Consider the following 20,528-nt stretch of genomic DNA (forward strand, 5'->3'; position numbering starts at 1 on the left):
CGGATTCCGGCTCAACAGCCCGACTCACACGAGAGCCGGCACTTCTGGCGGACCGCCAGGCATTCCGACACATCGAGGTCCGGGCAGGTGACGCGCTGGCACTGCTCGCCGCAGGCCGCGCGACAGGAAAAATCGGAATAGGCGGGGTTCTGCTGTGTGGGGGCAGTCGCCGTCGCCGCGGGCGGCGTGGTTTCTCGTCCGCCAGGCGCCGTGCGCGCCCCGGGACTAATGGGCGGCGTGACAGCGGCCGGGCCTGGTGTCGCTTTAAGTGCAGGCGCGACAGTCGCGCTCGGAGCGGCGGGGCGCGTAATCGCGGCACCGGCGGGATGCGTGGCGTGGGGCACCGGGCTGTGCATCCCAGTGCCTCCTCCTGCGCTCGATCGCGACAGGGCCGTGCCCGGGAGCGCCAGAACGACGGCGGCCATCATCAGGCCCAAGACAGCCACAAAGGCAGCCGCCGAGCCGGATTTTTGCCTTAGACGGCGAAAGCCTGATATTGCCTTCTCGACTGCAACCGGACGCGAGGCCCGCTCGCGGCCCTTCTTCATTGCCAGCGGCTTATCCATGACGTCGTCCTCCGATCGTTCCGCGAAGGCGCCTGACGCCGATCTCGTCGCCCGTTTTGCGGCGATCGTCGGCGCCGATCACGCGATTACGGCGCCAGCAGAGCAAGCGCCGTACCTTGTCGAATGGCGCGATCTCTATGTGGGGCGCACGCCCCTTGTCGTGAAGCCCGCGACGACCGACGAGGTCTCCCGCGTGCTCGCTCTCGCCAACGCGGAAGGGGTGGGCGTGGTTGCACAGGGCGGAAACACCGGGCTCGTCGGCGGGCAGATCCCGGCCGAAGCCGGCACCGAAATCGTGCTCTCGCTCAAGCGGTTGAACCGCATCCGAAGCATCGATCCGGCTGCAACATCGTTAACGGTGGAAGCGGGCGTGACGCTGCACGAGGTGCAGGAGGCGGCGCGACAGGCGGGGCGCCTGTTTCCGCTGAGCCTCGCCTCGGAAGGCACCGCCACCATCGGCGGCAATCTCGCCACCAACGCGGGCGGCGTGGCCGTGCTCTCCTACGGTACGGCGCGGTCGCTGGTGTCCGGCCTCGAAGTGGTGCTGGCGGACGGCAGCGTGTGGGATGGTCTCAAAGCGCTCAAGAAGGACAACACCGGCTACGACCTGCGCGACCTGTTCGTCGGCTCGGAAGGCACGCTCGGCGTCATCACAGCCGCAACGCTCAAGCTCTTTCCCGAGCCGCGCGAACGGGCGACGGCCTTCGCCGCGCTGCCGAGCCTCGACGCGCTGCTTCCCTTCTTCCAGCTCGCGGAGGAGCAGGCGGGCGGAGCGCTCACCGCCTTCGAGTTCATGCCGCAAGAGCTGCTCGACTTCGTGATCCGGCACATTCCGGGTACGCGCGTTCCCCTGGCAGAGAGATCGCCCTGGTATGTGCTGATCGAGATCTCCGGCGCGTCAGAGGGGCGGGCCTCCGCCGCGCTCGACGGCATCCTGGGGGACGCGATCACTGCGGGCCTTGCGAGCGATGCAGCCGTGGCGGCGTCGTTGCAGCAGGCGGCTGAGCTATGGCGGCTCCGGGAAGCGGCGTCGGAAGCGCAGAAAGGCGAAGGCGGTTCCATCAAACACGACATCTCGGTGCCCGTGGCTCGCGTTCCCGAGTTCCTGCGGAAGGCCGCCCACGTGGTCGAGCGGGTGTGCCCTGGCGCAAGGCCCGTTCCGTTCGGGCACTTCGGCGACGGCAACGTGCATTACAACATCTCGCAGCCACGCGAGATGGCGAAAGCCGACTTCCTCGCCCTCTGGGATACCATGGCGCGCGCCGTGCACGACGTCGTCGTCTCGCTCGGCGGATCGATCTCGGCCGAGCACGGCATTGGCCGGCTCAAGGTGGACGAGCTTCAGCGCGTGAAGAGCCCGGTCGAGATCGAGCTGATGCGGCGCATCAAGGACGCGCTCGATCCAAAGGGCATCCTCAATCCCGGCAAGCTTCTCAGCCGCTAGCGGTCAGCCGTCGTTGCGGAGAGATGGCTTGATCCCAGCCGTCGTTGCGGAGAGATAGCTTGATCCCAGCCGTCGGTGTGAAGCCCCGCTCCGCCAGGGCGCCGAGATATGCCGTTCTTGCACGACACTGCAACGTGTCTGGATCCCGGCCTCCGCCGGGATGACGATGCAGGGCAGGGTGACGATACCTAGAGTGCAGGCGGTTTCCACATCTCCAACGTCACCCCGATGAAGATCGGGGTCCAGAGACGTCTCGCGCAGGACGCGTTTCAGCCGAGGCCTGTCGCCCGCCATCCATGGACGGGCTTGACCCGGCCATCCAGGAGGCGCGCACTCACCGCTGAAACGAGTGGCTCTGGATGACCGCCGGCCGATGCGAAGCATCGCTCCGCGATGAGGGCGGTTAGGGTGTGCGAAGGGGGAACCGCGCGATCGTTTCCGCTCGCAGTTCCCTGCCCAAGAGAGAGAGAGCCAGCGGTCTACCGCTCGCGGAAGGCGCGGGCGAACTGGTCGGAGAGCGGCTTCGTGAAGTAGGTCAGAGCCGTGCGCTCACCCGTGGTGATGTGGATCTCTGCCGGCATGCCGGGAATGAGCTTCAGCTCGCCGAGCTTTGCCTGCGCGTCCTCCGTCAACGCCAAACGAATGCTGTAGTAGGGAATGCCATCCGCGGGCGCTGCACCGTTGGAGGGGCGCGACTGGTCCATCATGAGATCGGCCGAGACGCGCGTCACAGTCGCCGTCATGTCCGGCGTGGTGCGCTGGTTGAAGGCGGGGAAGCGCACGTGCGCCAGCTGACCCACCTTGACCTGGTCGATGTCCTGGGGAGCGACCTTGGCGTCGATCACGAGGCGGTCCGCGTTCGGCACGATGAGCATCACCGGCTCGCTCGGCGTGATGACGCCGCCGACGGTGTGCACCGAAAGCTGATGCACGGTTCCGCTCTGGGGCGCGCGGATCTCGATGCGCTTCAACTGGTCCTCGGCCGCGACGCGCCGCTCCGACAGCTCGGCCTCGCGGCCCTGCTGATCACGAAGCTCCTTGCCGACCTCCGTTTTCAAATCCTGATCGAGCTGGAGAATCTGCAGCTCGATCTCCGAGATCTTTCCTTTCGCCTGGGCGGTGGCGGCCGCGACCTGGGCGATATCGCCTTCGAGCTGGGCGACGCTGCGGCGCGCGGCGGTGATGCGCGGCGTGCTGACGAGGTTCTTGCCTTCGAGCTTTTCGAGGCCTTCTAGCTCAGCCTTGGCGAAGTCGTGCTCCTGGCGGCGCGAGGTCTGCTGGGCGATGAGGCCGTCGATCTCCTCGCGAAGCTGCGCGATGCGCTCACGAAGCTGCGACTTCAAGCCCTCGCGCGCGGCGCGGCGATTATCAAAGAGCGCGGTCTCGCTCGCCATGATCTCGGCGAGCACCGGCTCATTGCGGCGCGCGAGGATGTCCGCCGGGTATTCGATCCCGGTGCGATTGTCCTGCTCGGCCCTCAAGCGGGCCTGGCGAACGGCGATCTCGTCGAGTTGCTTCACCACCATCTGAAGGTTGGCGCGGGTGACCGTCTCGTCGAGGCGGACGAGCAGATCGCCCGCTTCGACATGCTGGCCTTCCGTGACCTCGATGGCGCCCACGACGCCGCCCGTCGGGTGCTGGACTTTCTTGACGCTGCTGTCGACCACCACGTTGCCCGCCGCAAGCACAGCGCCCGCGAGGTCGATGGTGGCTGCCCACACGCCGAGCCCTCCCAGAAGCGTGACGACGACGGCGATGCCGAACACGATGTAAGCGCGCACCTCCTTGAACGGCGAGGCCGGTGCGGCCGGGCGCATGGGTCCTTCGAGCTTCAACTGCATGATGCTTCTCCTCAGCCCGCTACCGCGCCGTCTGCCACCATCTTGATGCCCGGCGGCAGGGCGCGCGCCAGCGTGGCGGCGATGGACGGGCCGACGGGGGCGGACGGCTGCTGGGCAGGCGCCGGGGCGGGCACGGCCTGCAGCACGGATTTCAGAACCTCATCGCGCGGACCGAAGGCCTGGACCTGTCCTCTGTTCATTGCGAGAACCTTGTCGAGGCCGGCCAGTGCCGACGGGCGATGGGCAACGACGACGACGATGCCGCCACGGTCACGCACCGAGCGGATTGCCGTGGTGAGAGCGAGATCGCCCTGCTGATCGAGGTTCGAATTCGGCTCGTCGAGCACGACCAGGAACGGATTGCCGTAGAGCGCACGGGCCAGGCCCACACGCTGACGCTGACCTGCAGACAGCTTCGTTCCGCCATCGCCGATGCGCGTCTGATAGCCATCCGGCAGGTGCACGATCATCTCGTGGATGCCCGCGAGCTTCGCAGCCTCGATGATGGCCTCGCTCGGCGCGTCGGGATCGAGACGCGCGATGTTCTCGGCCACCGTGCCGTCGAACAGCTCGATATCCTGCGGCAGATAGCCGATATCGCGGCCGAGCGCCTCGGGGGTCCACTGGTCGAGCGTCGCGCCGTCGAGGCGCACGCTGCCGCCGCGCGGCAGTGGCTGCCATGCGCCGACGAGAGCGCGGATCAACGTCGACTTTCCGGCCGCACTGGGACCGATGACGCCGAGGCCGTCGCCAGCCTCGAGCGCGAAGGAAACCGCGGAGATGGTGGGCATCGCCTCGCCCGGGGGCGCGACGGAGAGATCCTTCACGGCGAGCATGCGCGTGGGGCGCGGCAGCGCCATGGAGATCTCCTGCGCGGGAAGCTTCGCAAGCAGCGTATCCAGGCGCTGGATGCTCTGGCGCATACCCACGAAACCCTTCCAGTTGGCGATGGCGATCTCGATGGGCGCGAGGGCGCGCGAAAGAATGATGGAGCCCGCGATCAGAGATCCAGCCGAAAGCTCTCCTTTGATCGCGAGATAGGCGCCGAGACCCAGGATGCCGGATTGCAGAAGAAGGCGCAGAACCTTCGACATGGTGCCGATGCCGCTCGCCGCGTCGCTCATGCTGAGCTGATCGCCGAGATAGCGCTCGTTCAATTTTTCCCAGCGCGCGACCACGCGATTGCCGAGGCCCATGGCCTGGATCACCTCCGCGTTGCGGCGGGCCGCCTCGCTGAAGGCATGACGCTGCGAGCTGCTCTTGGTGGCTTCCCGGGCGGGCGCCCTCGTCTTCATTTCCGTCAGAAGCGTCAGCGTCACCAGAAGGAGTGCGGAGCCGATGGCGAACATGCCGAGCACGGGATGCAGGAAATAGATGAGGCCGATGTAAACGGGCATCCACGGCATATCGAAGAACGCCGTCGGCCCGAGGCCGGACAGGAACGAGCGGATCTGATCGAGGTCGCGCACGGGCTGGAGCGCGTCAGCGCCCTGCTTGGCACGAATTGGGACAACCAGCACGGCTTCCATGACGCGCGCACGAAGCTGGCGGTCGATGCCGAGGCCGATGCGGCTCAAGGTTCGAATGCGGGCGAAATCCAACGCGCCGAATGCGGCATAGAGCACCACCAGCAGGATGGTGATACCGATCAGCGTGGGCACGCTTCGCGACGGCAGAACGCGGTCGTAGACCTGCAGCATGTACAGCGAGCCAGTGAGCACCAGCACGTTGATGATGCCGGAAAAGACGCCGACGCCGATAAATGCGGAGCGCGATCTGCCAATCGCTGATTTGACGCTGGATGTGGACACGGGTGCTCCTCGCGACCGATGCAATCGTTCCTCGAGAGCCGTCTTAAAGCTCGCGATGGAGGGTGGGATGCAGGTCTCGCGCCATGGGCTGGCTCACTCCGGGGCAAGCGCGGGCTGAGCGGCGTTAGCGTTAAAGGCCGGTAAAAATTCCTGGTTAAATTTCTCCGAAAAGCCGAGATTCCGGGCTCTTGCGGCGGCCTCGCACACGCAAGTGCGCGGGCACCAAAAATGCGACGCCCGCAAGGTGATCCCTGCGGGCGCGTAAAAAACGGGACAGTGGTGTATCAGCTATCGACAGGGCCGCGCTTCGACCTGACAGTCGTAGCCGGAGCTGGACGAGCTGCAGCTGATGCGCTTGCCCACGGCCTTGCTGAAGCGCGCCCAGTCGCTGCCGTACTCGAAGTCCGTGAAGCTCGACCACGAGCTGATGGCACTCTTCTGGGCCGCGGCCTTGGTGGCGCCGGTTCCGCTCCCGTAGTGGTAATGGTCGGTCATGCACATCTTGTTGCCCACGCGCGCCTGATTGTGCATGGACGCAAAGCCGGTCTGATCCGCCGACGAGGGCGCGCAGCTCGCGCCCAAGATCATCGCTGCAAGAGCCAAACGGTATGACGCGCCGGTCGACATCAGAGGCCTCCTGTTGACTAGAACGATCCGAGCATTTTGCCAGATTCAGCCGGCGGTCTCGACAACGGCCCACAGAAAAGTCGACGCGCGCGGTAAAGAGATCACAGTGCGGGCATGCATCCTTCGGTATGTGCCCGCAGGAGCCATGCACGGCGGCACGCAAAGCGGCTCTACTCGACGCCGAGCGCCATCCCCATGCGCACGAGATCGGCAATGGAGCGCGCCGACATCTTCGTCATGACCCAGGTGCGGTGGATCTCGACGGTGCGCGGACTGATGCCGAGCTGCTGGCCTATTTCCTTGTTGGAGAGGCCTCGTATGAGAAGCTGCATGGTATCGCGCTGGCGATCGGAGAGCGATTGATGCCTGCTCTTGAGATCCTCGAGCTCGAGGCGCACCTTCATGGAGTTTTCCGACGCGACAAGCGCCTGCTCCACGCTGGCGACGAGACGCTCGTTGCTGAACGGCTTCTCCACGAAATCGAAGGCGCCGAGCTTGATGGCCTGGACTGCCAGCTCCACGTCACCATGGCCCGTCATCAGGAGCAGCGGGCGCGGATCCCCGACATTCTGCAGCGTGCGCAAGAGATCGAGGCCGGACATTCCCGGCATGCGCACATCACTCACGATGCAGCCCTCGGCAAAGGGCGCGGCGAGAAATGCGCTTGCTCCGTCGAAGCAGCTCACCGTCATGCCGTGCGCTTCCAGCAGCATGGCGACGGCATCCCGGACGGACGCCTCGTCGTCAATAACGGTTACGGTTTTGCTCATCAGCCTCCCTTTCGATCGGCAGTCTCAAAACGACCCGCGCTCCGCGCGATGACGTGGAGATGGTGAGGCTGCCCCCGTGCGCCTCGGCAATGGAACGGGCAACGGCCAAGCCGAGCCCAGATCCTTCCGGCTTCGTCGTCGTGAACGGGGCGGGCTCGGCGACATTGAAGCCCGGGGGAAAACCGGGGCCGTCGTCCCGCACCTCGATCAGAACATCATCATCCGCCGACAGGGTGACGAATACCTCGATCGTTCCGCCGCGGCCTACGCCCAGAATGGCCTCGGCACCATTCACGATCAAGTTGTGGGTGGCCTGCTGAAGCTGCACGCCGTCGGCCTTGATGATGGGGAAATCCGGAAGCACGTTGATGGCCAGACGGATACCCTTCTTGGCTAAATCCTCGCCCAAAAGAAGTTCAAGCTCCTCGATCTTGGCCTTGAGATCCACAGGGCGCTTGGACAGCGTTCCCTGGCGCAGCAGCTCGCGAATCCCTTTCAGCACCTCGTTGGCGCGTGCGCTCTCGGCCCTCACCTTTTCCACAGCGCGAGAAGCGAGATCGATATTGCCATCCGTCATCGCCTTGGATGCGACGCCGGCGTAGGTGTTGAGCGCCGTGAGCGGCTGGTTGATCTCATGGGCGATGGTCGCGACCACCTCTCCGGCGGAGCGGATGCGGAGCGCCCTGTTGATAGCGGCCTGCTGATCGCGAAGGCGTGCAGCCGAATCCTCGCGCTCCGCCACGATGGTGCCGACGATGAGGCCAGTGATCGCGAGCGCGATCATCAGAACCTGAAGCGCACCGAGGCCCGGATCGGGACCGAAGCGGATCTCGGCGCCGATGATGAGGCCGATCTGAATGAACAGAAGCGCAATCGCCGATCCAGGCGGGCCGTAGCTCAGCGAGATCCACAGCAGCGGCAAAAACAGGAGGTAGAAAAGCTGGAAGGCGGTGGCTTCCTGATAGCCGAAGACAACGGCGAGGGCGGCATAAAGCGCGAGGAGCTGAACGAGCGCCAGCGGCTCGGGCCTCGGCCACGGCCTGTAGGTGACCGCGAGCAGCACAAGGGGCGCTATCACCAGGATGCCGATGATGTCGCCCACGGCTGCACGCCACGCGACAGCGATCACCTCGTTCTGGAAGATGGTGCCGGAGCTTCGCAGGATGACGACATAGACGGCGGCGGCCACCAGCGCCGAGGACGCGGCTACGCCGATCAGCGTCAGCGCATCCCGCACGAAACGGAATCTCGGATCGAAGCTCACAATACGCTGTAGAGCGAGACCGCCCGCGAGATAGGTGCTGCCGACCGCGAGCGACAGCAGAAGCTCGAGCTTGATGCCGAGGGCGGCTCCCCTCACCACCATGTCCGCTACGGCCGGTGCGATGAGGACGAAGGGCGCGTAGAACCATCCACCCAGAAAAACCACTGCGATGCTGAGGCCCGGCGGCGGGTTCCAAGGTGTGATTCCCAGGCCGCGATAAGGCTTTACGTAGCTCACGTAGTCGAGCGCGATGTAGGCCGCGAGAAACAGGCAGCCGTACAGGATCCGGCGATAGATGCGGGCGTCGGTCATGGTGCCGTGGAGCCGTTCCTGTGTTGCAGCCGCCCGTGAATAGGCCGGAAATCCCCTTTTCGCCGCTTCGGCGATAAGGGGCGATACGTAATACCACTTAGGTGGACCTTCTACGTACTCACGCCAATTGTGGAACCAATGCAATCGGATCAAGTTCTGTCCGTCACGACAGCGCTAATTCTCGTTTACCCTGACTTCATTGTTCACCCTGACTTCGACGGAGGATCTGATGACAGACGCCACTTCAGAGGCTGTGTCCGAACATCGGCTACCTGCCGCCTACTCGCAGGGCTTTGCGCATGTTCGCGTGTTGTATATTGCGAATCCCGATGACGTGGGTCCGCTCGCGGTGCCCGAGTCCTCGGCGCAGGAAGATGCTCCCGCTTTGCTCGACGGTGCGGTTCCGGCGCTTGCCGGATGTGCAAGAACCGTTGGCGGCTGAGCGGCTATGGAGAAGCCAAGAATGCCTACCGGCGTAAGACTATTCGATCTCTTCCTTGTTGCTTCCGCCATCATCATCATGGCGTTCCGTTTCGCGTCTTGATCACCTCTACGCTCTATGCTCAGAGACCCAGTCGGGTGGGTCTCTTATCAGGCTCAAAATGAAAAGGATGCTTGTGGTTGTCGACGGCTCCGTGCAAGCCAACCTTGCACTGGATCAAGCTCTCGAAATTGCCCAAGCGTTGCCGAGCTCTGAAGTTCTTCTGCTCAACATTACACCCGCGCCATCGCCCTGGCAGATGCTGCGTCCGGTGCCGCGTGCGTTGCGCGAGATCTCCGAGCGCGTGATGACGCTCGCGCTCCAGCGCGCAAAATCGGCCGGCGTGAAGGCCGAGGCGCGAGTCGAGCCCGGCGAGACCGCCGAGGTGACGACGCGGATCGCACACGAGGAACGGTGCGATCACATCTTTCTTCCGGAACAGGAAAGCACGCCTGTCGCCCGCGCGCTGCTTACGCTCGCCGGACTGAGCGCGCACACGGCTGCAAGCCGCGTGATCTCGCTGTCCGATGTGCCGGTGACGGTGATTGCGCGCGAGCGCGTGCGCGAGAGGGCCTGAGAGAGCCCGGAGGGGCGGACGACGCCCTCCCCGCCCTAGTGCATCGCCCCGTTCTCGATATCGGCCTGCAGAACACCGGCCACGATGGCGCGGGCGGCGTACTCCGCCATGCAGCGGTATCCGAGATCATTCAGGTGGAAACGATCGCTGGAAAGATACGACGAGCCGGGATGCTCGCGCGCGAGGTCCGCCATCGTGTCGTAGCGATTGACGAGCAGCACGCGCTTCTCGCTGGCGATCTTCGCGATCTCGTTGACGATGCTGGTGTAGCGCGCATCCTTCGACAGGCGCTCGACGTATTGGGGATCGATCAGCACCACGTCGATCTTATGGCTGGCGAGCCAAGTGAGCGTCTCCCGAAGCTGATCGCCGAAATCGTCGGCATCGATGCGTGCGACCGCGTCATTCGTGCCGACCTGCCAGACGACCAGATCGGGCTTCAGCTCCGCAACCTCGGCCTTGAGCCGCTCCGCTGCACCCTCGGCCACCTCGCCAGACTGGCCGCGCGGGAACATCTCGATGCGCAGTCCATCGATCACGCCTTCGAGATCGTTCTCGAGGCGAACCGGATAGCTCGCGAGCGGAGACGAGGCGCCGATGCCTACGGTCGAGGAGGAGCCGAGCGCGATGACGCGAACAGGGCGCTTCTCCAGAATTGCGCGGCGCACGGCGCGCAACGGCGCGCGGCCTTCGTAAGCCGGGCTTTTTACCTTGCACTCGCTCGAGAGTCTCGGGCTTCCCGCATGCACCATCGGACGGCGCGGCGATGGCTGCACCGCGGGCTCGGCGGCGGGAGTTGCGAGCGGCATCGCCCCTTGCGACGGGCTCCTGTCGTCGGACTGCGCGATGGCAGCCACGGAGCCAAGGAGGAGCCAGGTCACGCAGACGCTGACGACTGGAATTCGGAGATCCACGCTGTGATCCTCAACAATACCAAGCCTGTTGTCACGATGGCCGTGTCGAGCAGAAAGGTCGGCTCGCCAATGTATCTGACCATCTGGCCAGCCAGCGCGAGCAACGACGCCACGCAGAAGACGGCGAGGGAATTGCGACCGAGGCTGCTGCAGTAGCGAACGACGGGCCCCACATGCCGGGAAAGTACAGGAAATAGCGGATAGAACGCAATCGCGATTGCGAGCATGCTCAATATTCGGACAGGCGATAGATACTTCTTATCGAACAGGAATAAGTATCGCGGATTTGGTGCGGTCATCGGGTCCGGACGATAGTCGACCCAGACGATGACAAGGCCAGCCACAAGCACCGCGACAGCCCACGGCCACAGGCTTCGGACCACTTTTTGCCACGATGGATATATCTTTTTCGACGCGACCGTTACGAAGCCCAACACGATCAGGAGCTGCCAAGATAACGGATTGAAGAACCACGCGCCATCCGACGGCCAGCTCGGAAGCTCGATCTCAAACGTTAACGTCACAAGATAAAGCGCGACCGATGCGGCGAGCGCCAGCGCCAAAGAGCGGCGGGCCAATACGACAAACACGATCGCGAGCAGCAGCAGCACTACATAGAGCGGCAGGATGTTGAAGTAGCCGATCTGGTAGGTGAGCAGCACCATGCCGATGGAAGCGCGCACGGTGTCATAAAATGCGGGGCCTGCATTGTGCCATTCGAGGAGCAGTGGATCGCTGAACGCGATGGCGCCGGCTCCCAGCATGGCGACCGCGACGGAGATGGTGGCGATCTGCGCCTGCCAGATCTCGAACGCGCGGATCAGAAGGCGCATCACCACCTGCCCGATGGGTTTAACCGAGGATTGGCCATTGGCGACGAAAGCGAGCGAGCAGCCCGCCAGGAACACGAACAGCTCCGCGGCATCCGAGATGGCATAATTGCGGAGCGTGAGGATGGAATAGTCCATCCCCGGAACGTGGTTGATGAAGATCATGACGAGCGCGACACCACGCCAAAAATCGATCGCATTGGGTGGTCGCATCTCGCGCTCTCTTATTTTTTGATCTTGCGTGCCGTGGGGCGAGCCCGAGCCTTAAAGCGTACCTCGCGGCCCGATACAAGCGGATGCTCCCGCCCTGCTTGCACAGCGTGCAGTTGCAAAATAAGGCGCCTACTATTTTCGCAGTGCAATCTTGAGGTCCCCCCGGCCCTTCCTATCTACGCTTGGTCAGGAAAGACTATTGGGGACCAGAATGATCGACGCTGCAAAGCTTCTCGACTTGGTTTTGAACGGAACAGGCGGGGCTTCTGCGCCGCAGAGCACGACGGGCTCAGTTCCGGCCACTCAGCCGGGCTACGGCGCAGCGCCTGCAACCGGCTCGCCCGGCGGCGACCTGATGGAGCAGGCCAAAGGATTTCTACGCGGGCAAGGCGGCGGCATCCTGGGTGGTGCGGCTGCGGGCGCGCTCGCGACCCTCGTTCTCGGCACGAAATCGGGACGCGATATCGCCGGAGACGCGCTCAAGCTCGGCACGGCCGCGGCGCTCGGCGGCCTCGCTTACAAGGCGTACACGAACTATCGTGACGGCAAGCCTCTGATCGGGACAAAGGCCGCGGAGTACATCGCCGCGGCGCGCTCGGGCGCTACGCTTCCCGGCGCTCCCGCGCCGAACGAGCATGCCATGCTCCTCTTGCGCGCCATGATCGCGGCTGCCCTCTCCGACGGGCGCATCGACGCGGAGGAGCGCCAGCGGATCGCCGGACGGCTTGCCGACATCGGGATCTCGCAGGAGGAGCAGCAGTTCCTCGATCGTGAGATCGCCGCGCCGTGGTCGCCGCATCAGTTTGCGGCTGCCGCCACGACACCCGAGATGAGAAGCGAAGTCTATCTGGCATCCGCGATCGCCATCGAGGCGGACACGCCGGCGGAGAAGGCCTACCTGCGCTATCTTGGAGCGACCATGGGGCTCGAGGATGGCCTTGTCGCGCATCTCGATGCGGCCGTTCAGTCGGCCAAGGATCCGGCCTCGGTTCCGCAGGTGCGTGCGGCCGGCGCCTGATTGCCTTCCGCTCCGTTGGAGCTTTCTGCCCCTCGCCCTCTCGCGAGGGGCAATTCGTTTCAGGCGCGCGCCCCGCCTTCCGTGGGCGGCAGATCCTCGTCCGCGCTCACCTCGACGACGCCGACCTCGCTCATCACGAAGATCGTGCGGTCCGGCATTTCGCGCGCGAGGCGGACGGCGAGCGGCCGTGCCATGGCCTGATGCGCCTTGTGCTGCTCGTCGCTCCACAGGCTCTCGGCGGGGTCCTCGCGATTGAGGGACGACGTGAAGGCCTCCGCCCAGGCATTGAGATCGTCCGTCAACTCCTGCGAGAGGCCGAGGCGCTCGGGCGGGAAATCTCCGTAGAGATCCTCGTCGAGCGCCCAGAGCGGATGCGTATCGTAGTCGGCCATAACCTTGATGCGCGTGCATTCGGAAGGGTCGCGACCATCGTCCGGTGTCGCGAAGGAGGCAAACGGGGACGCTGGCGGAACCTTGCTCAGGCTCCACGCCACATAAACCAAATGCGCGGCGACCAAACCGCCAGCAACGGCGAGCGCGGGCCACCCTGCATCCTGCCAGCTCTGCAAGCGGCCGGAGGAGAAAGCCCAAACGACCAGGGCCGTCGCCAGCAGATAGAGGATGAAGGCATTGGTGGTCTGGCGCCGTCCGGCTGCATCGGTGTCGTCATCGTCGAAGAAGCGGGGCGCGACGTAGAACAGGTATGCGGCCTGTCCGATGGCGGAGGCGATGAACAGCCAAGCGGCGATGTCCAGCGAGACGACCAGCGCCGCGCCGCCCGCCAGCACGAGGGCAGCGGCGGCAATGAGCCAATAGCTTTGCGCCACATCCTTCCGGCTCGGCTTCTCTGCGGCAATGGCCGCAATTGCACGGTCGAGAAAGAGGGACATGACGGCCGCGCGCGTCGCCAGATATCCGGCCAGCACATAAAAAGCGCCAACGGCGCGCAACAAAAAGTCGATCACATCCATTGATGCTGCGTCTCCCCCTCTCACGCGGGCCGGCCCGCGGTTGTCCGTATGCTTCTTAGCTGAAAACCGTTCGGGATCACGCCGTTTTTTCCGGACGGATCAAGATCAGAGGGAGTGAAGCGAGGAGAGCAGCATGAACGAGATGTTTCGCCGCTTTTCGGAGCACGCCTCTCATCTGGTCGGATCCTACTGGGCCTTCCTGGCGGCGTGTCTCGTGGTTGTCCTCTGGGGGGGTGAGCGGACATTATTTCGGCTATTCGGACACGTGGCAGCTATTCATCAATACGGGCACCACGATCGTGACATTCCTGATGGTGTTTCTCATCCAGAACACGCAAAACCGGGATGCGCGCGTGGTGTCGCTCAAGCTCGACGAGCTTCTGCGAAGCGTGGACGGGGCGCGAACCGGGCTGGTGGAACTCGACCATATGTCGGACGAGGATCTGACGCGGGTGCAGCAGGAGTTTATGCGGCTACGTGAAACCTATGCGCCGCTGATCGACGACGACCTCGCGCATGTGGAGCGTGAACTCCGGCAGCGGAAGACGAAGCGTTGAAGCAAAACGCCCGGCAGTGTCCTGCCGGGCGCGCTCAACTCCTTGCTCGTCCCCACTTCTTTTTCTTTCGCCGGCAAAGCGGCGCGTCAGGCCGGAGACTGCATGTAGAAGATTGCGTAGATCACCGCGGCTGCAATTACCGCGATCAGAAGCGAGCGTGTGAGCACGCGATAGTTCAGGCGCTGCGGCGTAGCCTGGCGCGCATCCGTAGGATCGATGACTTTTCGATCGGCCATTTCCAGTCCTCCTCGTCCTTTGCGTGGAAAACTCGGAAAAGGCCGGATTTGTTCCGGATTTTATTACGCCGGATCTGCTGGGGGTGGGGCCTGACCGGCGCTTTCGCTGACGCGCGAGAAATCCACGGCGAGCGCATCGATGAGTGCGCGGACAGCCGGAAGCAAGCCCCTGCGCGACGGAAACACCACATGCACGATGCCCGCGCGCGGCGCCCATGCCGGAAGCACGTCGACCAGCGTTCCGCGTGCGAGATCGCCGGCCACCATCATGGTGGGAAGCTGCACAACGCCGATGCCAGCGAGCGCGGCGAGGCGCATCTGGATCATGTCGTCAGTCACGAGGCGCGGGCGGTGCGGAACGAGCGCGGTGGCTCCTTCCGGGCCTTCAAGGCACCACTGGTGCTCACTGTGGGCTGGACCGAAATCGATACTCGGCATGGCGCTGAGATCGGCCGGTACGATGGCGCCGGACAGTCCACTCAAAAGGGCGGGGCTCGCCACCAAGCGTTGTGTGCTGGGAGCCAGCACCTTCATGATGAGATCGCTCTCCTCCAGTGGGGGAAAGCGCACGCGGATCGCCACATCGAAACCTTCGGCGATGACATCCACCTTGCGGCTCGTGCTTTCGAGATGGACGGTCACGCGCGGGTTCGCCGCCATGAATCGCGCGATCATGTCGCCTGCCTGGAAGCACAGCAGCGCCGGGGGGCAGGCCACCCGCACAACGCCTTGCGGCGCGGCACGCGAGCGCTCGATCGCCTCTTCGGCGGCCTTCGCTTCCACCAGCATCGCCACGCAATGGCGGTAGAATTCTTGCCCGATCTCGGTGACGGCGAAGCGGCGCGTGGTGCGCTGGATGAGGCGGACGTTCAGGCGCTCCTCCAGGAGGATAATCCGCCGGCTCAGGCGCGACTTCGGAATACCGAGGGCGCGGGCGGCCGGGGCGAAGCCGCCGTGGTCCACCACCTGGACGAAGAAGTAGAGGTCGTTGAGGTCCTGCATGGCCTTATTGTCCACCAAATAGGACAATGATGTCAAGAATTGGCATCTAGCGGGATTGTCGTCCCATCTCTATCTCACCGATCGACAAGGACGCCCCCATGAGGCATCCGGAAAGGAGACACCGCCATGAGACAGGTTCTCGGCCTTTACAGTGCGCCCCGCCCCCATTGGGTCGGAGACGGCTTCCCCGTGCGATCGCTGTTCTCTCCCGGTAGCCACGGCGCGCACCTCTCGCCCTTCATTCTGCTCGACTACGCGGGTCCCGCCACGTTTCCTCCGGCGGCAGCCCCGCGCGGCGTGGGCGAACATCCGCATCGCGGTTTCGAAACGGTGACGATCGTCTACGAGGGCGAGCTCGAGCACCGCGACTCCACCGGCAACGGCGGACGGATCGGCCCCGGCGACGTGCAGTGGATGACGGCCGCGTCCGGCATTCTGCACGAGGAGTTTCACTCGAAGGAGTTCACCCGCACGGGCGGAACGCTGGAGATGGTGCAGCTCTGGGTAAACCTGCCGAAGAAGGACAAGTCGGCTGCGCCCGGCTATCAGACTCTGACGGATGAGAAAATCCCATCGGTCGAGCTGGCGGACGGAGCGGGACGGGTGCGCGTCATCGCGGGAGACTACAAGGGTCACAGAGGTCCGGCGAAGACATTCACGCCGATCGACATCTGGGACCTGAGGCTCAACCGCGACAAGGCGACGACGCTCACCCTGCCGGACGGCCATACGGCGGCGCTGGTCGTGCTGAAAGGCACGGTGCTCGTCAACGAGCAGCACATCGCACGGGAAGCTCAGCTCGTGCTTCTCGATCGCACGGGCGGGGACATCTCGCTCGAAGCGAACAGCGATGCGACGGTGCTCGTGCTCAGCGGAGAGCCGATCAACGAGCCGGTGGTGGCGCATGGTCCGTTCGTCATGAATACGGTCGGCGAAATCAAGCAGGCGATGCTCGATTTCCAAACCGGACGTTTCGGCAGCATGGCACCCACGTCCTGACCCGACGGCTCCGCCCTCGCGGCGGAGCCGTTTCTCTTTAACTCGATTTTCTTAGGGATTTGTTCACCATCATCTCGGAAGCTCAGCAGGCGCACGCTCGCGCAGGCGGAGCTCAATATGGCCCTCTGGAAGACACTGGTTTCCTCGCTGTCCGGCGACGACGCATCGCGCTCCAAAAAGAAGCCGGAAGGCCGGGCGTTGAGCCCCGAGGACTTCAAGCGTCCGCAGCGCCTGAAAGAGGGCTACCTCTGGTCCGAGGGCATGATCATGCCGCGCCCCTGCACCATCCGCGACATGTCTCCGCTCACCGCGCAGATCGTGCTCTGGCACGACGACATCAAGCCTCACCTGCTGGCGCGCCCGATCAGGCTCTTCTCGAGTGCCGACAACAAGGAAGCCGATTGCGTGGTAACCGGCCGCGAGGCCAACGTGCTGACGCTCCGCTTCATGAGCGCGTTCCGCGCGCCGTCGCGGAAGTATCCCTGAGGGCTCACCGCGCGCCTCGATCAAGCGGAGGCGACGCGGTGGATATCCGTTCCTCCTGCCGAGATGATGCGCGCCGAAACGCGCTTCAGAACGCTTCCTTGAAGGGCCTCAAATCCAGCTCGTGCGTCCAGGCGCTCCTGGGCTGCTGGTGCAGCGTCCAGTAGGTCTCTGCGATGTCTTCCAGCTCCAGAAGACCGTCGGAACCCTTCGCCTTCACGAAGCCCGCGAACCGCTCACGCGCATAGTCGCCGCGAATGACGCCGTCGATCACCACATGCGCCACGTGGATGCCCTGAGGGCCGAACTCGCGTGCGAACCCCTGCGCGACGGCTCGCAGCGCGGCCTTGGCGGAGGCGAAGGCCATGAAGCCCGGACGCGCCCTCAAGGACGCGGTCGCGCCCGTGTAGATCACCGATCCCCGCTTGCAGGGCAGCATGGTGCGGATGGCCTGGCGGCCGATCAGGAATCCGCCGAGCGCATTCTGCCGCCACATGTCCTCGAAGTCCGCCGCGTGCATCTCGAGCGACGGCACCATGACGTTGCTGCCGACGTTGTAGGCGACAAGCTCAAGCGTCTCCGGCGCCTCCAGCGTGTTGAACAGCGCCGTCACCTCGTCCTCGTTCGTGACGTCCGCGACCGCAACGCGGGCCTTCCCCCCGTTCGCACGGATGTCCGTCGCGACCAGCTCGAGACGCTCCAGCGTGCGCCCCACCAGCACAACGCACAAGCCTTCGCGGGCGAAGCGGCGGGCCAGCGCGGCGCCGAGACCGGATTGCGCGCCCACTCCAACAACAATTGCCGCGCGTGCCGCCAAAATCGCCTCCCTCGGGCTGCTTCGTCGCGGTCACTCTCGGCCGGCCTCGGCTCGCCGTCAAACCGGCTTTACCGCTGGGCCATCGGCACGTTGGCCTGCAGCTTGGATTTGTCGAGCTTGTAGGACCAGGGAAGGCCGGCGTTCTTCCAGCCGTTGACCGTGCGGTGTCCCTCCTTCGACAGATCTCCCTCGAAGCCGTCGTAAACGCTCCAGGCGTTCGTAAATCCGGCTTTGGCGAGCATATCGACGGCTCTCGCACTGCGCTCGCCAGACCGGCAGATCACGAGCACCTTGTCGGACTTGGAAAGCCCCTTCCGGGCAAGCGCTGCCTCCACATTCGCAACGAACGCCGGATTTGGCGACATGGCGAACCGGCCGCCCTTTTCATCCCAGGCGCGCGGCTCGGCAAGCTCGGCAAACGGCACCTGCGCGTCGATATCGTCCGCCACTCCGACGAACATCAACTCGGCGCTGGTGCGCACATCGATGAACAGCAGCCGCGGGCGTTCGGCCATCGCGGCGTCATGCGCCTCCTTGGACGAGACGTATTTTCCGAGCACCGTGCGCTTCGACTGAGGCACGTTCGTGCCGGCGGCGGTATCGGCCAGCGCCGACGTGGCCGCCATCATGGCGAGTGCGGCCATCGCTATAAATCTGATCATATCTCTGCCTCGTCAGGGTTGGATCGGGATCGATACGGTGAAAGCGCCGCGCAACTCGCCGGGGGCGAAGCCGGTCGCCGCGTCCTCTGGATAGAGAGACTTGATCGCGCTCCTCACATCTGGGGCGATGGTCGCGCCGTGACAAGCCGCGCACGGCTTCTCGGCCATCACGATCGGCTTCATCAAGCGGAATGTGCTCGCGCCGTTCTTGGTGACGATCTCGGCGTGCTCGAGCTTGGCGGCATCCGCGCCTTTTGCGATCTCGGACTGGAACTCCTCGAGCACGCGGCGCTCGAAGGCGTCCGGCGCGTTCGCGGGATTGCGGACGCGGAGGGCGGTGCGGCCGATCGAAAGGCCGTGCGTCTCGGCGGCGTTGCGGGTTGCTTCCGGTGCGATGGCCTGGCAGGCGCTCAACGCGTTCGTGGGGCCACCGGAGGCCAGCGCCTCGCCGAGGCTCGTTTTCAGGCTCGCCGCGAGCGCGGCGATGGCAGCGCGCGCCTTGGCGGCGTTCGCCTCGTCCGGCACCTGCGTCTCGGCGGCGGCTTCGAAGCCCGCGGCGGTGGCCACGAGAGCGGCAGCGATGACGAGTTGCTTCAGCTTCCGTCCCAATCCCGCGGACAGAGTTCTCATGCCATTCTCCCCATGCTCACAACGCTGCTCGCCAGCCCGTCGCACGACAGGCCGGCAGCGGACATCCATTCTCAGACGCTCATGCGGAAAACGAAATAGGGGGAATTACGGGACAGGTCTGTGACCGAAGTCACATAGGGGGGAACAGCGGAGGAGCGCAGCGCAGGCCGCGGAGAGTGATGAGGTGAGGTTTGGCTGCGCCCGCGCTCGCTCTTAGCGCATGCCTCCGGCATGACGCACGGGCCGGGCTGTCGCGCGCCGAGCCGCTGTCCCCACCCTCGCTCACTTGGTGCTTGCCTCCAGCAAGACGCTCGGCAGCGTCTCGGCCCTCCGGGCTTCCATCCCTTGCAGGAGAGTCATCGAGGCCTAGAAGGCTCTAAACGAGCCTCAACTAGATGGCACAAATAGTCCGCAATGATACAATTTGCGCTAGAGTTACATAGCGATTCGCACAGCAGTCTCTGTGCAGGTATTTTTCTTCACCGTAGCGCAAGGTCTTTTCGATGCGCTTTGTGGCCCCGACACTCGACGATTTGTGCAGAAAGATGCTCCCGTCTCTGCTTAAGGGGGCTGACGAAATCCACGCTTCGCGATCGGAGCACCTTGGGGCAGCACATGAACGGAGGGGCGTTCTTCTCGAACTTCGGGATCCTCGCGCGCGTCTTAGTCGAACCGAAACAAGAGGCAAGCCATTTAGCTGCCTGGGAGAACTTCTATGGTATCTTTCAAGAGATAATCGCCTCGAATTTATCGAACACTATATCGATAGTTATAAGGACGAATCGGAAGATGGGGAAACAGTGCATGGAGGCTATGGGCGAAGATTATTCACCCATCCCGCCCATGACCAAATTCGGACGCTGATAGAGACCCTGCGGCAAACGCCAAACACGCGACGCGCAGTTGTGCAGATCTTCGAGGCTGCTGACACGGCACGGCGTCACAAGGAAGTTCCTTGCACTCTGGCGATGCAATTTGCATTGCGAAGAAATCAATTGGATTTGATGGTTTCCATGCGGTCCCAAGATGCCTACCTGGGATTACCGCACGATGTTTTCTGCTTCACCATGCTGCAGGAGATCATTGCTCGATCGATCAATGCAGACATTGGCGAATACAAACAATTTGTCGGGTGTCTTCATCTTTACGACAAGCACCGCGCCGGTGCCGAGCAGTTCCTATCCGAGAGGGTTCAACAATCTGTTTCGATGCCTCCCATGCCACTCGGAGACCCATGGCCCTCTATCGGCCGCGTACTTGAAGCGGAGATCGATATCCGAGGTGGTCGTGCAATCGCATCGGAAGCTATGGCCATCGATCCATATTGGCTTGATCTGATTAGACTTCTTCAGGTATTCGCAGCAACGGGCGATGCGAAAATGATTCGTCGATTGAAGAATTCACTCACGTTCAAAGGTTTCTGCGCATACGTCGACAAGCGTAAAGATATGAAACCGCGTTCACCTCGCCAGCCTAGTCAGCCGCGGCTACCGTTTTAAGGGA

The 20,528-nt window shown here is 63.9% G+C and carries 22 protein-coding genes; 8 read left to right on the forward strand and 14 right to left on the reverse strand.

What is annotated here, in order from left to right:
- Nucleotides 1–11: 11 nt before the first annotated feature.
- Nucleotides 12–566: a hypothetical protein gene (locus tag PE058_RS19770; protein WP_271029228.1), complete on the reverse strand. Its 555-nt coding sequence runs from the start codon at nucleotides 564–566 to the stop codon at nucleotides 12–14.
- Between PE058_RS19770 and PE058_RS19775 the strand changes: the two genes are divergently transcribed.
- A complete protein-coding gene (locus PE058_RS19775; RefSeq protein ID WP_271029229.1) occupies nucleotides 565–2,010 on the forward strand; it encodes an FAD-binding oxidoreductase in 1,446 nt (481 codons plus the stop codon). The two genes, PE058_RS19770 and PE058_RS19775, sit on opposite strands and share 2 nt — an antisense overlap.
- A gap of 479 nt (nucleotides 2,011–2,489) precedes the next feature.
- Here the strand turns inward: PE058_RS19775 and PE058_RS19780 are convergent, their stop codons facing one another.
- The 5 genes from PE058_RS19780 to PE058_RS19800 all read right to left on the reverse strand — a co-directional run bounded on the left by PE058_RS19780 (nucleotide 2,490) and on the right by PE058_RS19800 (nucleotide 8,635).
- Entirely contained in the window at nucleotides 2,490–3,851 is a 1,362-nt protein-coding gene (locus tag PE058_RS19780; protein WP_020084909.1) for an HlyD family type I secretion periplasmic adaptor subunit, read from the reverse strand.
- Between the two features lie 11 nt (nucleotides 3,852–3,862).
- Complete coding sequence (locus PE058_RS19785; protein ID WP_020084908.1) at nucleotides 3,863–5,662, reverse strand: type I secretion system permease/ATPase; 1,800 nt, start codon at nucleotides 5,660–5,662, stop codon at nucleotides 3,863–3,865.
- A gap of 288 nt (nucleotides 5,663–5,950) precedes the next feature.
- Nucleotides 5,951–6,289: a hypothetical protein gene (locus PE058_RS19790; RefSeq protein ID WP_271029230.1), complete on the reverse strand. Its 339-nt coding sequence runs from the start codon at nucleotides 6,287–6,289 to the stop codon at nucleotides 5,951–5,953.
- A gap of 170 nt (nucleotides 6,290–6,459) precedes the next feature.
- Nucleotides 6,460–7,059: a response regulator transcription factor gene (locus PE058_RS19795; protein WP_020084906.1), complete on the reverse strand. Its 600-nt coding sequence runs from the start codon at nucleotides 7,057–7,059 to the stop codon at nucleotides 6,460–6,462.
- The gene (locus tag PE058_RS19800) at nucleotides 7,034–8,635 is read right to left on the reverse strand and encodes an ATP-binding protein (protein ID WP_020084905.1); all 1,602 of its coding nucleotides are present in this window, start codon (nucleotides 8,633–8,635) and stop codon (nucleotides 7,034–7,036) included. The genes PE058_RS19795 and PE058_RS19800 overlap by 26 nt, the downstream gene beginning before the upstream one ends.
- 229 nt (nucleotides 8,636–8,864) lie before the next feature.
- On the opposite strand from PE058_RS19800, the gene PE058_RS19805 reads away from it, so the two are divergent.
- Both PE058_RS19805 and PE058_RS19810 read left to right on the forward strand, forming a co-directional pair.
- Nucleotides 8,865–9,077 (forward strand): hypothetical protein, encoded by a 213-nt coding sequence (locus tag PE058_RS19805; protein ID WP_020084904.1) that lies wholly within the window; start codon nucleotides 8,865–8,867, stop codon nucleotides 9,075–9,077.
- Between the two features lie 160 nt (nucleotides 9,078–9,237).
- Nucleotides 9,238–9,693 (forward strand): universal stress protein, encoded by a 456-nt coding sequence (locus tag PE058_RS19810; RefSeq protein ID WP_083929082.1) that lies wholly within the window; start codon nucleotides 9,238–9,240, stop codon nucleotides 9,691–9,693.
- Nucleotides 9,694–9,728: 35 nt separating this feature from the next.
- Here the strand turns inward: PE058_RS19810 and PE058_RS19815 are convergent, their stop codons facing one another.
- Both PE058_RS19815 and PE058_RS19820 read right to left on the reverse strand, forming a co-directional pair.
- Complete coding sequence (locus tag PE058_RS19815) at nucleotides 9,729–10,607, reverse strand: SGNH/GDSL hydrolase family protein (RefSeq protein WP_156827270.1); 879 nt, start codon at nucleotides 10,605–10,607, stop codon at nucleotides 9,729–9,731.
- Entirely contained in the window at nucleotides 10,571–11,650 is a 1,080-nt protein-coding gene (locus tag PE058_RS19820; RefSeq protein WP_020084901.1) for an OpgC family protein, read from the reverse strand. Before PE058_RS19820 ends, PE058_RS19815 begins: the two co-directional genes overlap by 37 nt.
- 211 nt (nucleotides 11,651–11,861) lie before the next feature.
- Here PE058_RS19820 and PE058_RS19825 point away from each other — a divergent pair, with 211 nt between their 5' ends.
- Entirely contained in the window at nucleotides 11,862–12,668 is an 807-nt protein-coding gene (locus tag PE058_RS19825; RefSeq protein WP_271029231.1) for a tellurite resistance TerB family protein, read from the forward strand.
- A 59-nt stretch (nucleotides 12,669–12,727) separates the two neighbouring features.
- On the opposite strand, the gene PE058_RS19830 is transcribed toward PE058_RS19825, so the two are convergent.
- On the reverse strand, nucleotides 12,728–13,639 hold the full coding sequence (locus PE058_RS19830) for a hypothetical protein (RefSeq protein ID WP_020084899.1): 912 nt from the start codon (nucleotides 13,637–13,639) through the stop codon (nucleotides 12,728–12,730).
- 233 nt (nucleotides 13,640–13,872) lie between these two features.
- Between PE058_RS19830 and PE058_RS19835 the strand changes: the two genes are divergently transcribed.
- Nucleotides 13,873–14,196, forward strand: a complete 324-nt coding sequence (locus PE058_RS19835; protein WP_271029232.1) for a low affinity iron permease family protein — start codon at nucleotides 13,873–13,875, stop codon at nucleotides 14,194–14,196.
- Between the two features lie 86 nt (nucleotides 14,197–14,282).
- Here the strand turns inward: PE058_RS19835 and PE058_RS19840 are convergent, their stop codons facing one another.
- Nucleotides 14,283–14,432 (reverse strand): hypothetical protein, encoded by a 150-nt coding sequence (locus PE058_RS19840; RefSeq protein ID WP_020084897.1) that lies wholly within the window; start codon nucleotides 14,430–14,432, stop codon nucleotides 14,283–14,285.
- 63 nt (nucleotides 14,433–14,495) lie between these two features.
- Entirely contained in the window at nucleotides 14,496–15,434 is a 939-nt protein-coding gene (locus tag PE058_RS19845; RefSeq protein WP_271029233.1) for a LysR family transcriptional regulator, read from the reverse strand.
- A gap of 126 nt (nucleotides 15,435–15,560) precedes the next feature.
- On the opposite strand from PE058_RS19845, the gene PE058_RS19850 reads away from it, so the two are divergent.
- Both PE058_RS19850 and PE058_RS19855 read left to right on the forward strand, forming a co-directional pair.
- On the forward strand, nucleotides 15,561–16,433 hold the full coding sequence (locus tag PE058_RS19850) for a pirin family protein (protein ID WP_271029234.1): 873 nt from the start codon (nucleotides 15,561–15,563) through the stop codon (nucleotides 16,431–16,433).
- 117 nt (nucleotides 16,434–16,550) lie between these two features.
- Nucleotides 16,551–16,919: a hypothetical protein gene (locus PE058_RS19855; RefSeq protein WP_020084894.1), complete on the forward strand. Its 369-nt coding sequence runs from the start codon at nucleotides 16,551–16,553 to the stop codon at nucleotides 16,917–16,919.
- Between the two features lie 85 nt (nucleotides 16,920–17,004).
- Here the strand turns inward: PE058_RS19855 and PE058_RS19860 are convergent, their stop codons facing one another.
- The 3 genes from PE058_RS19860 to PE058_RS19870 all read right to left on the reverse strand — a co-directional run bounded on the left by PE058_RS19860 (nucleotide 17,005) and on the right by PE058_RS19870 (nucleotide 19,025).
- Nucleotides 17,005–17,733 carry an SDR family NAD(P)-dependent oxidoreductase gene (locus PE058_RS19860; protein ID WP_271029235.1) on the reverse strand — a complete coding sequence of 243 codons (729 nt, stop codon included), beginning with the start codon at nucleotides 17,731–17,733 and terminating at the stop codon, nucleotides 17,005–17,007.
- A 68-nt stretch (nucleotides 17,734–17,801) separates the two neighbouring features.
- Nucleotides 17,802–18,395, reverse strand: coding sequence for a rhodanese-like domain-containing protein (locus PE058_RS19865; protein WP_271029236.1), 594 nt, complete (start codon nucleotides 18,393–18,395; stop codon nucleotides 17,802–17,804).
- Nucleotides 18,396–18,407: 12 nt separating this feature from the next.
- Nucleotides 18,408–19,025, reverse strand: a complete 618-nt coding sequence (locus PE058_RS19870; RefSeq protein WP_271029237.1) for a Tll0287-like domain-containing protein — start codon at nucleotides 19,023–19,025, stop codon at nucleotides 18,408–18,410.
- Nucleotides 19,026–19,570: 545 nt separating this feature from the next.
- Between PE058_RS19870 and PE058_RS19875 the strand changes: the two genes are divergently transcribed.
- On the forward strand, nucleotides 19,571–20,524 hold the full coding sequence (locus tag PE058_RS19875; RefSeq protein ID WP_271030630.1) for a thymidylate synthase: 954 nt from the start codon (nucleotides 19,571–19,573) through the stop codon (nucleotides 20,522–20,524).
- Nucleotides 20,525–20,528 lie beyond the last annotated feature (4 nt).

Source organism: Hyphomicrobium sp. DMF-1 (assembly GCF_027886585.1).
Taxonomy (GTDB): Bacteria; Pseudomonadota; Alphaproteobacteria; order Rhizobiales; family Hyphomicrobiaceae; genus Hyphomicrobium_C; species Hyphomicrobium_C zavarzinii.

Bases quoted from the DNA above. Each gene is read 5' to 3' on its own strand.
- PE058_RS19775 (WP_271029229.1), top strand. From the start codon at position 565: ATGACGTCGTCCTCCGATCGTTCCGCGAAGGCGCCTGACGCCGATCTC.
- PE058_RS19770 (WP_271029228.1), bottom strand. From the start codon at position 566: ATGGATAAGCCGCTGGCAATGAAGAAGGGCCGCGAGCGGGCCTCGCGT.
- PE058_RS19780 (WP_020084909.1), bottom strand. From the start codon at position 3,851: ATGCAGTTGAAGCTCGAAGGACCCATGCGCCCGGCCGCACCGGCCTCG.
- PE058_RS19790 (WP_271029230.1), bottom strand. From the start codon at position 6,289: ATGTCGACCGGCGCGTCATACCGTTTGGCTCTTGCAGCGATGATCTTG.
- PE058_RS19795 (WP_020084906.1), bottom strand. From the start codon at position 7,059: ATGAGCAAAACCGTAACCGTTATTGACGACGAGGCGTCCGTCCGGGAT.
- PE058_RS19800 (WP_020084905.1), bottom strand. From the start codon at position 8,635: ATGACCGACGCCCGCATCTATCGCCGGATCCTGTACGGCTGCCTGTTT.
- PE058_RS19805 (WP_020084904.1), top strand. From the start codon at position 8,865: ATGACAGACGCCACTTCAGAGGCTGTGTCCGAACATCGGCTACCTGCC.
- PE058_RS19810 (WP_083929082.1), top strand. From the start codon at position 9,238: ATGAAAAGGATGCTTGTGGTTGTCGACGGCTCCGTGCAAGCCAACCTT.
- PE058_RS19820 (WP_020084901.1), bottom strand. From the start codon at position 11,650: ATGCGACCACCCAATGCGATCGATTTTTGGCGTGGTGTCGCGCTCGTC.
- PE058_RS19825 (WP_271029231.1), top strand. From the start codon at position 11,862: ATGATCGACGCTGCAAAGCTTCTCGACTTGGTTTTGAACGGAACAGGC.
- PE058_RS19830 (WP_020084899.1), bottom strand. From the start codon at position 13,639: ATGGATGTGATCGACTTTTTGTTGCGCGCCGTTGGCGCTTTTTATGTG.
- PE058_RS19840 (WP_020084897.1), bottom strand. From the start codon at position 14,432: ATGGCCGATCGAAAAGTCATCGATCCTACGGATGCGCGCCAGGCTACG.
- PE058_RS19845 (WP_271029233.1), bottom strand. From the start codon at position 15,434: ATGCAGGACCTCAACGACCTCTACTTCTTCGTCCAGGTGGTGGACCAC.
- PE058_RS19850 (WP_271029234.1), top strand. From the start codon at position 15,561: ATGAGACAGGTTCTCGGCCTTTACAGTGCGCCCCGCCCCCATTGGGTC.
- PE058_RS19855 (WP_020084894.1), top strand. From the start codon at position 16,551: ATGGCCCTCTGGAAGACACTGGTTTCCTCGCTGTCCGGCGACGACGCA.
- PE058_RS19865 (WP_271029236.1), bottom strand. From the start codon at position 18,395: ATGATCAGATTTATAGCGATGGCCGCACTCGCCATGATGGCGGCCACG.
- PE058_RS19870 (WP_271029237.1), bottom strand. From the start codon at position 19,025: ATGAGAACTCTGTCCGCGGGATTGGGACGGAAGCTGAAGCAACTCGTC.
- PE058_RS19875 (WP_271030630.1), top strand. From the start codon at position 19,571: ATGCTCCCGTCTCTGCTTAAGGGGGCTGACGAAATCCACGCTTCGCGA.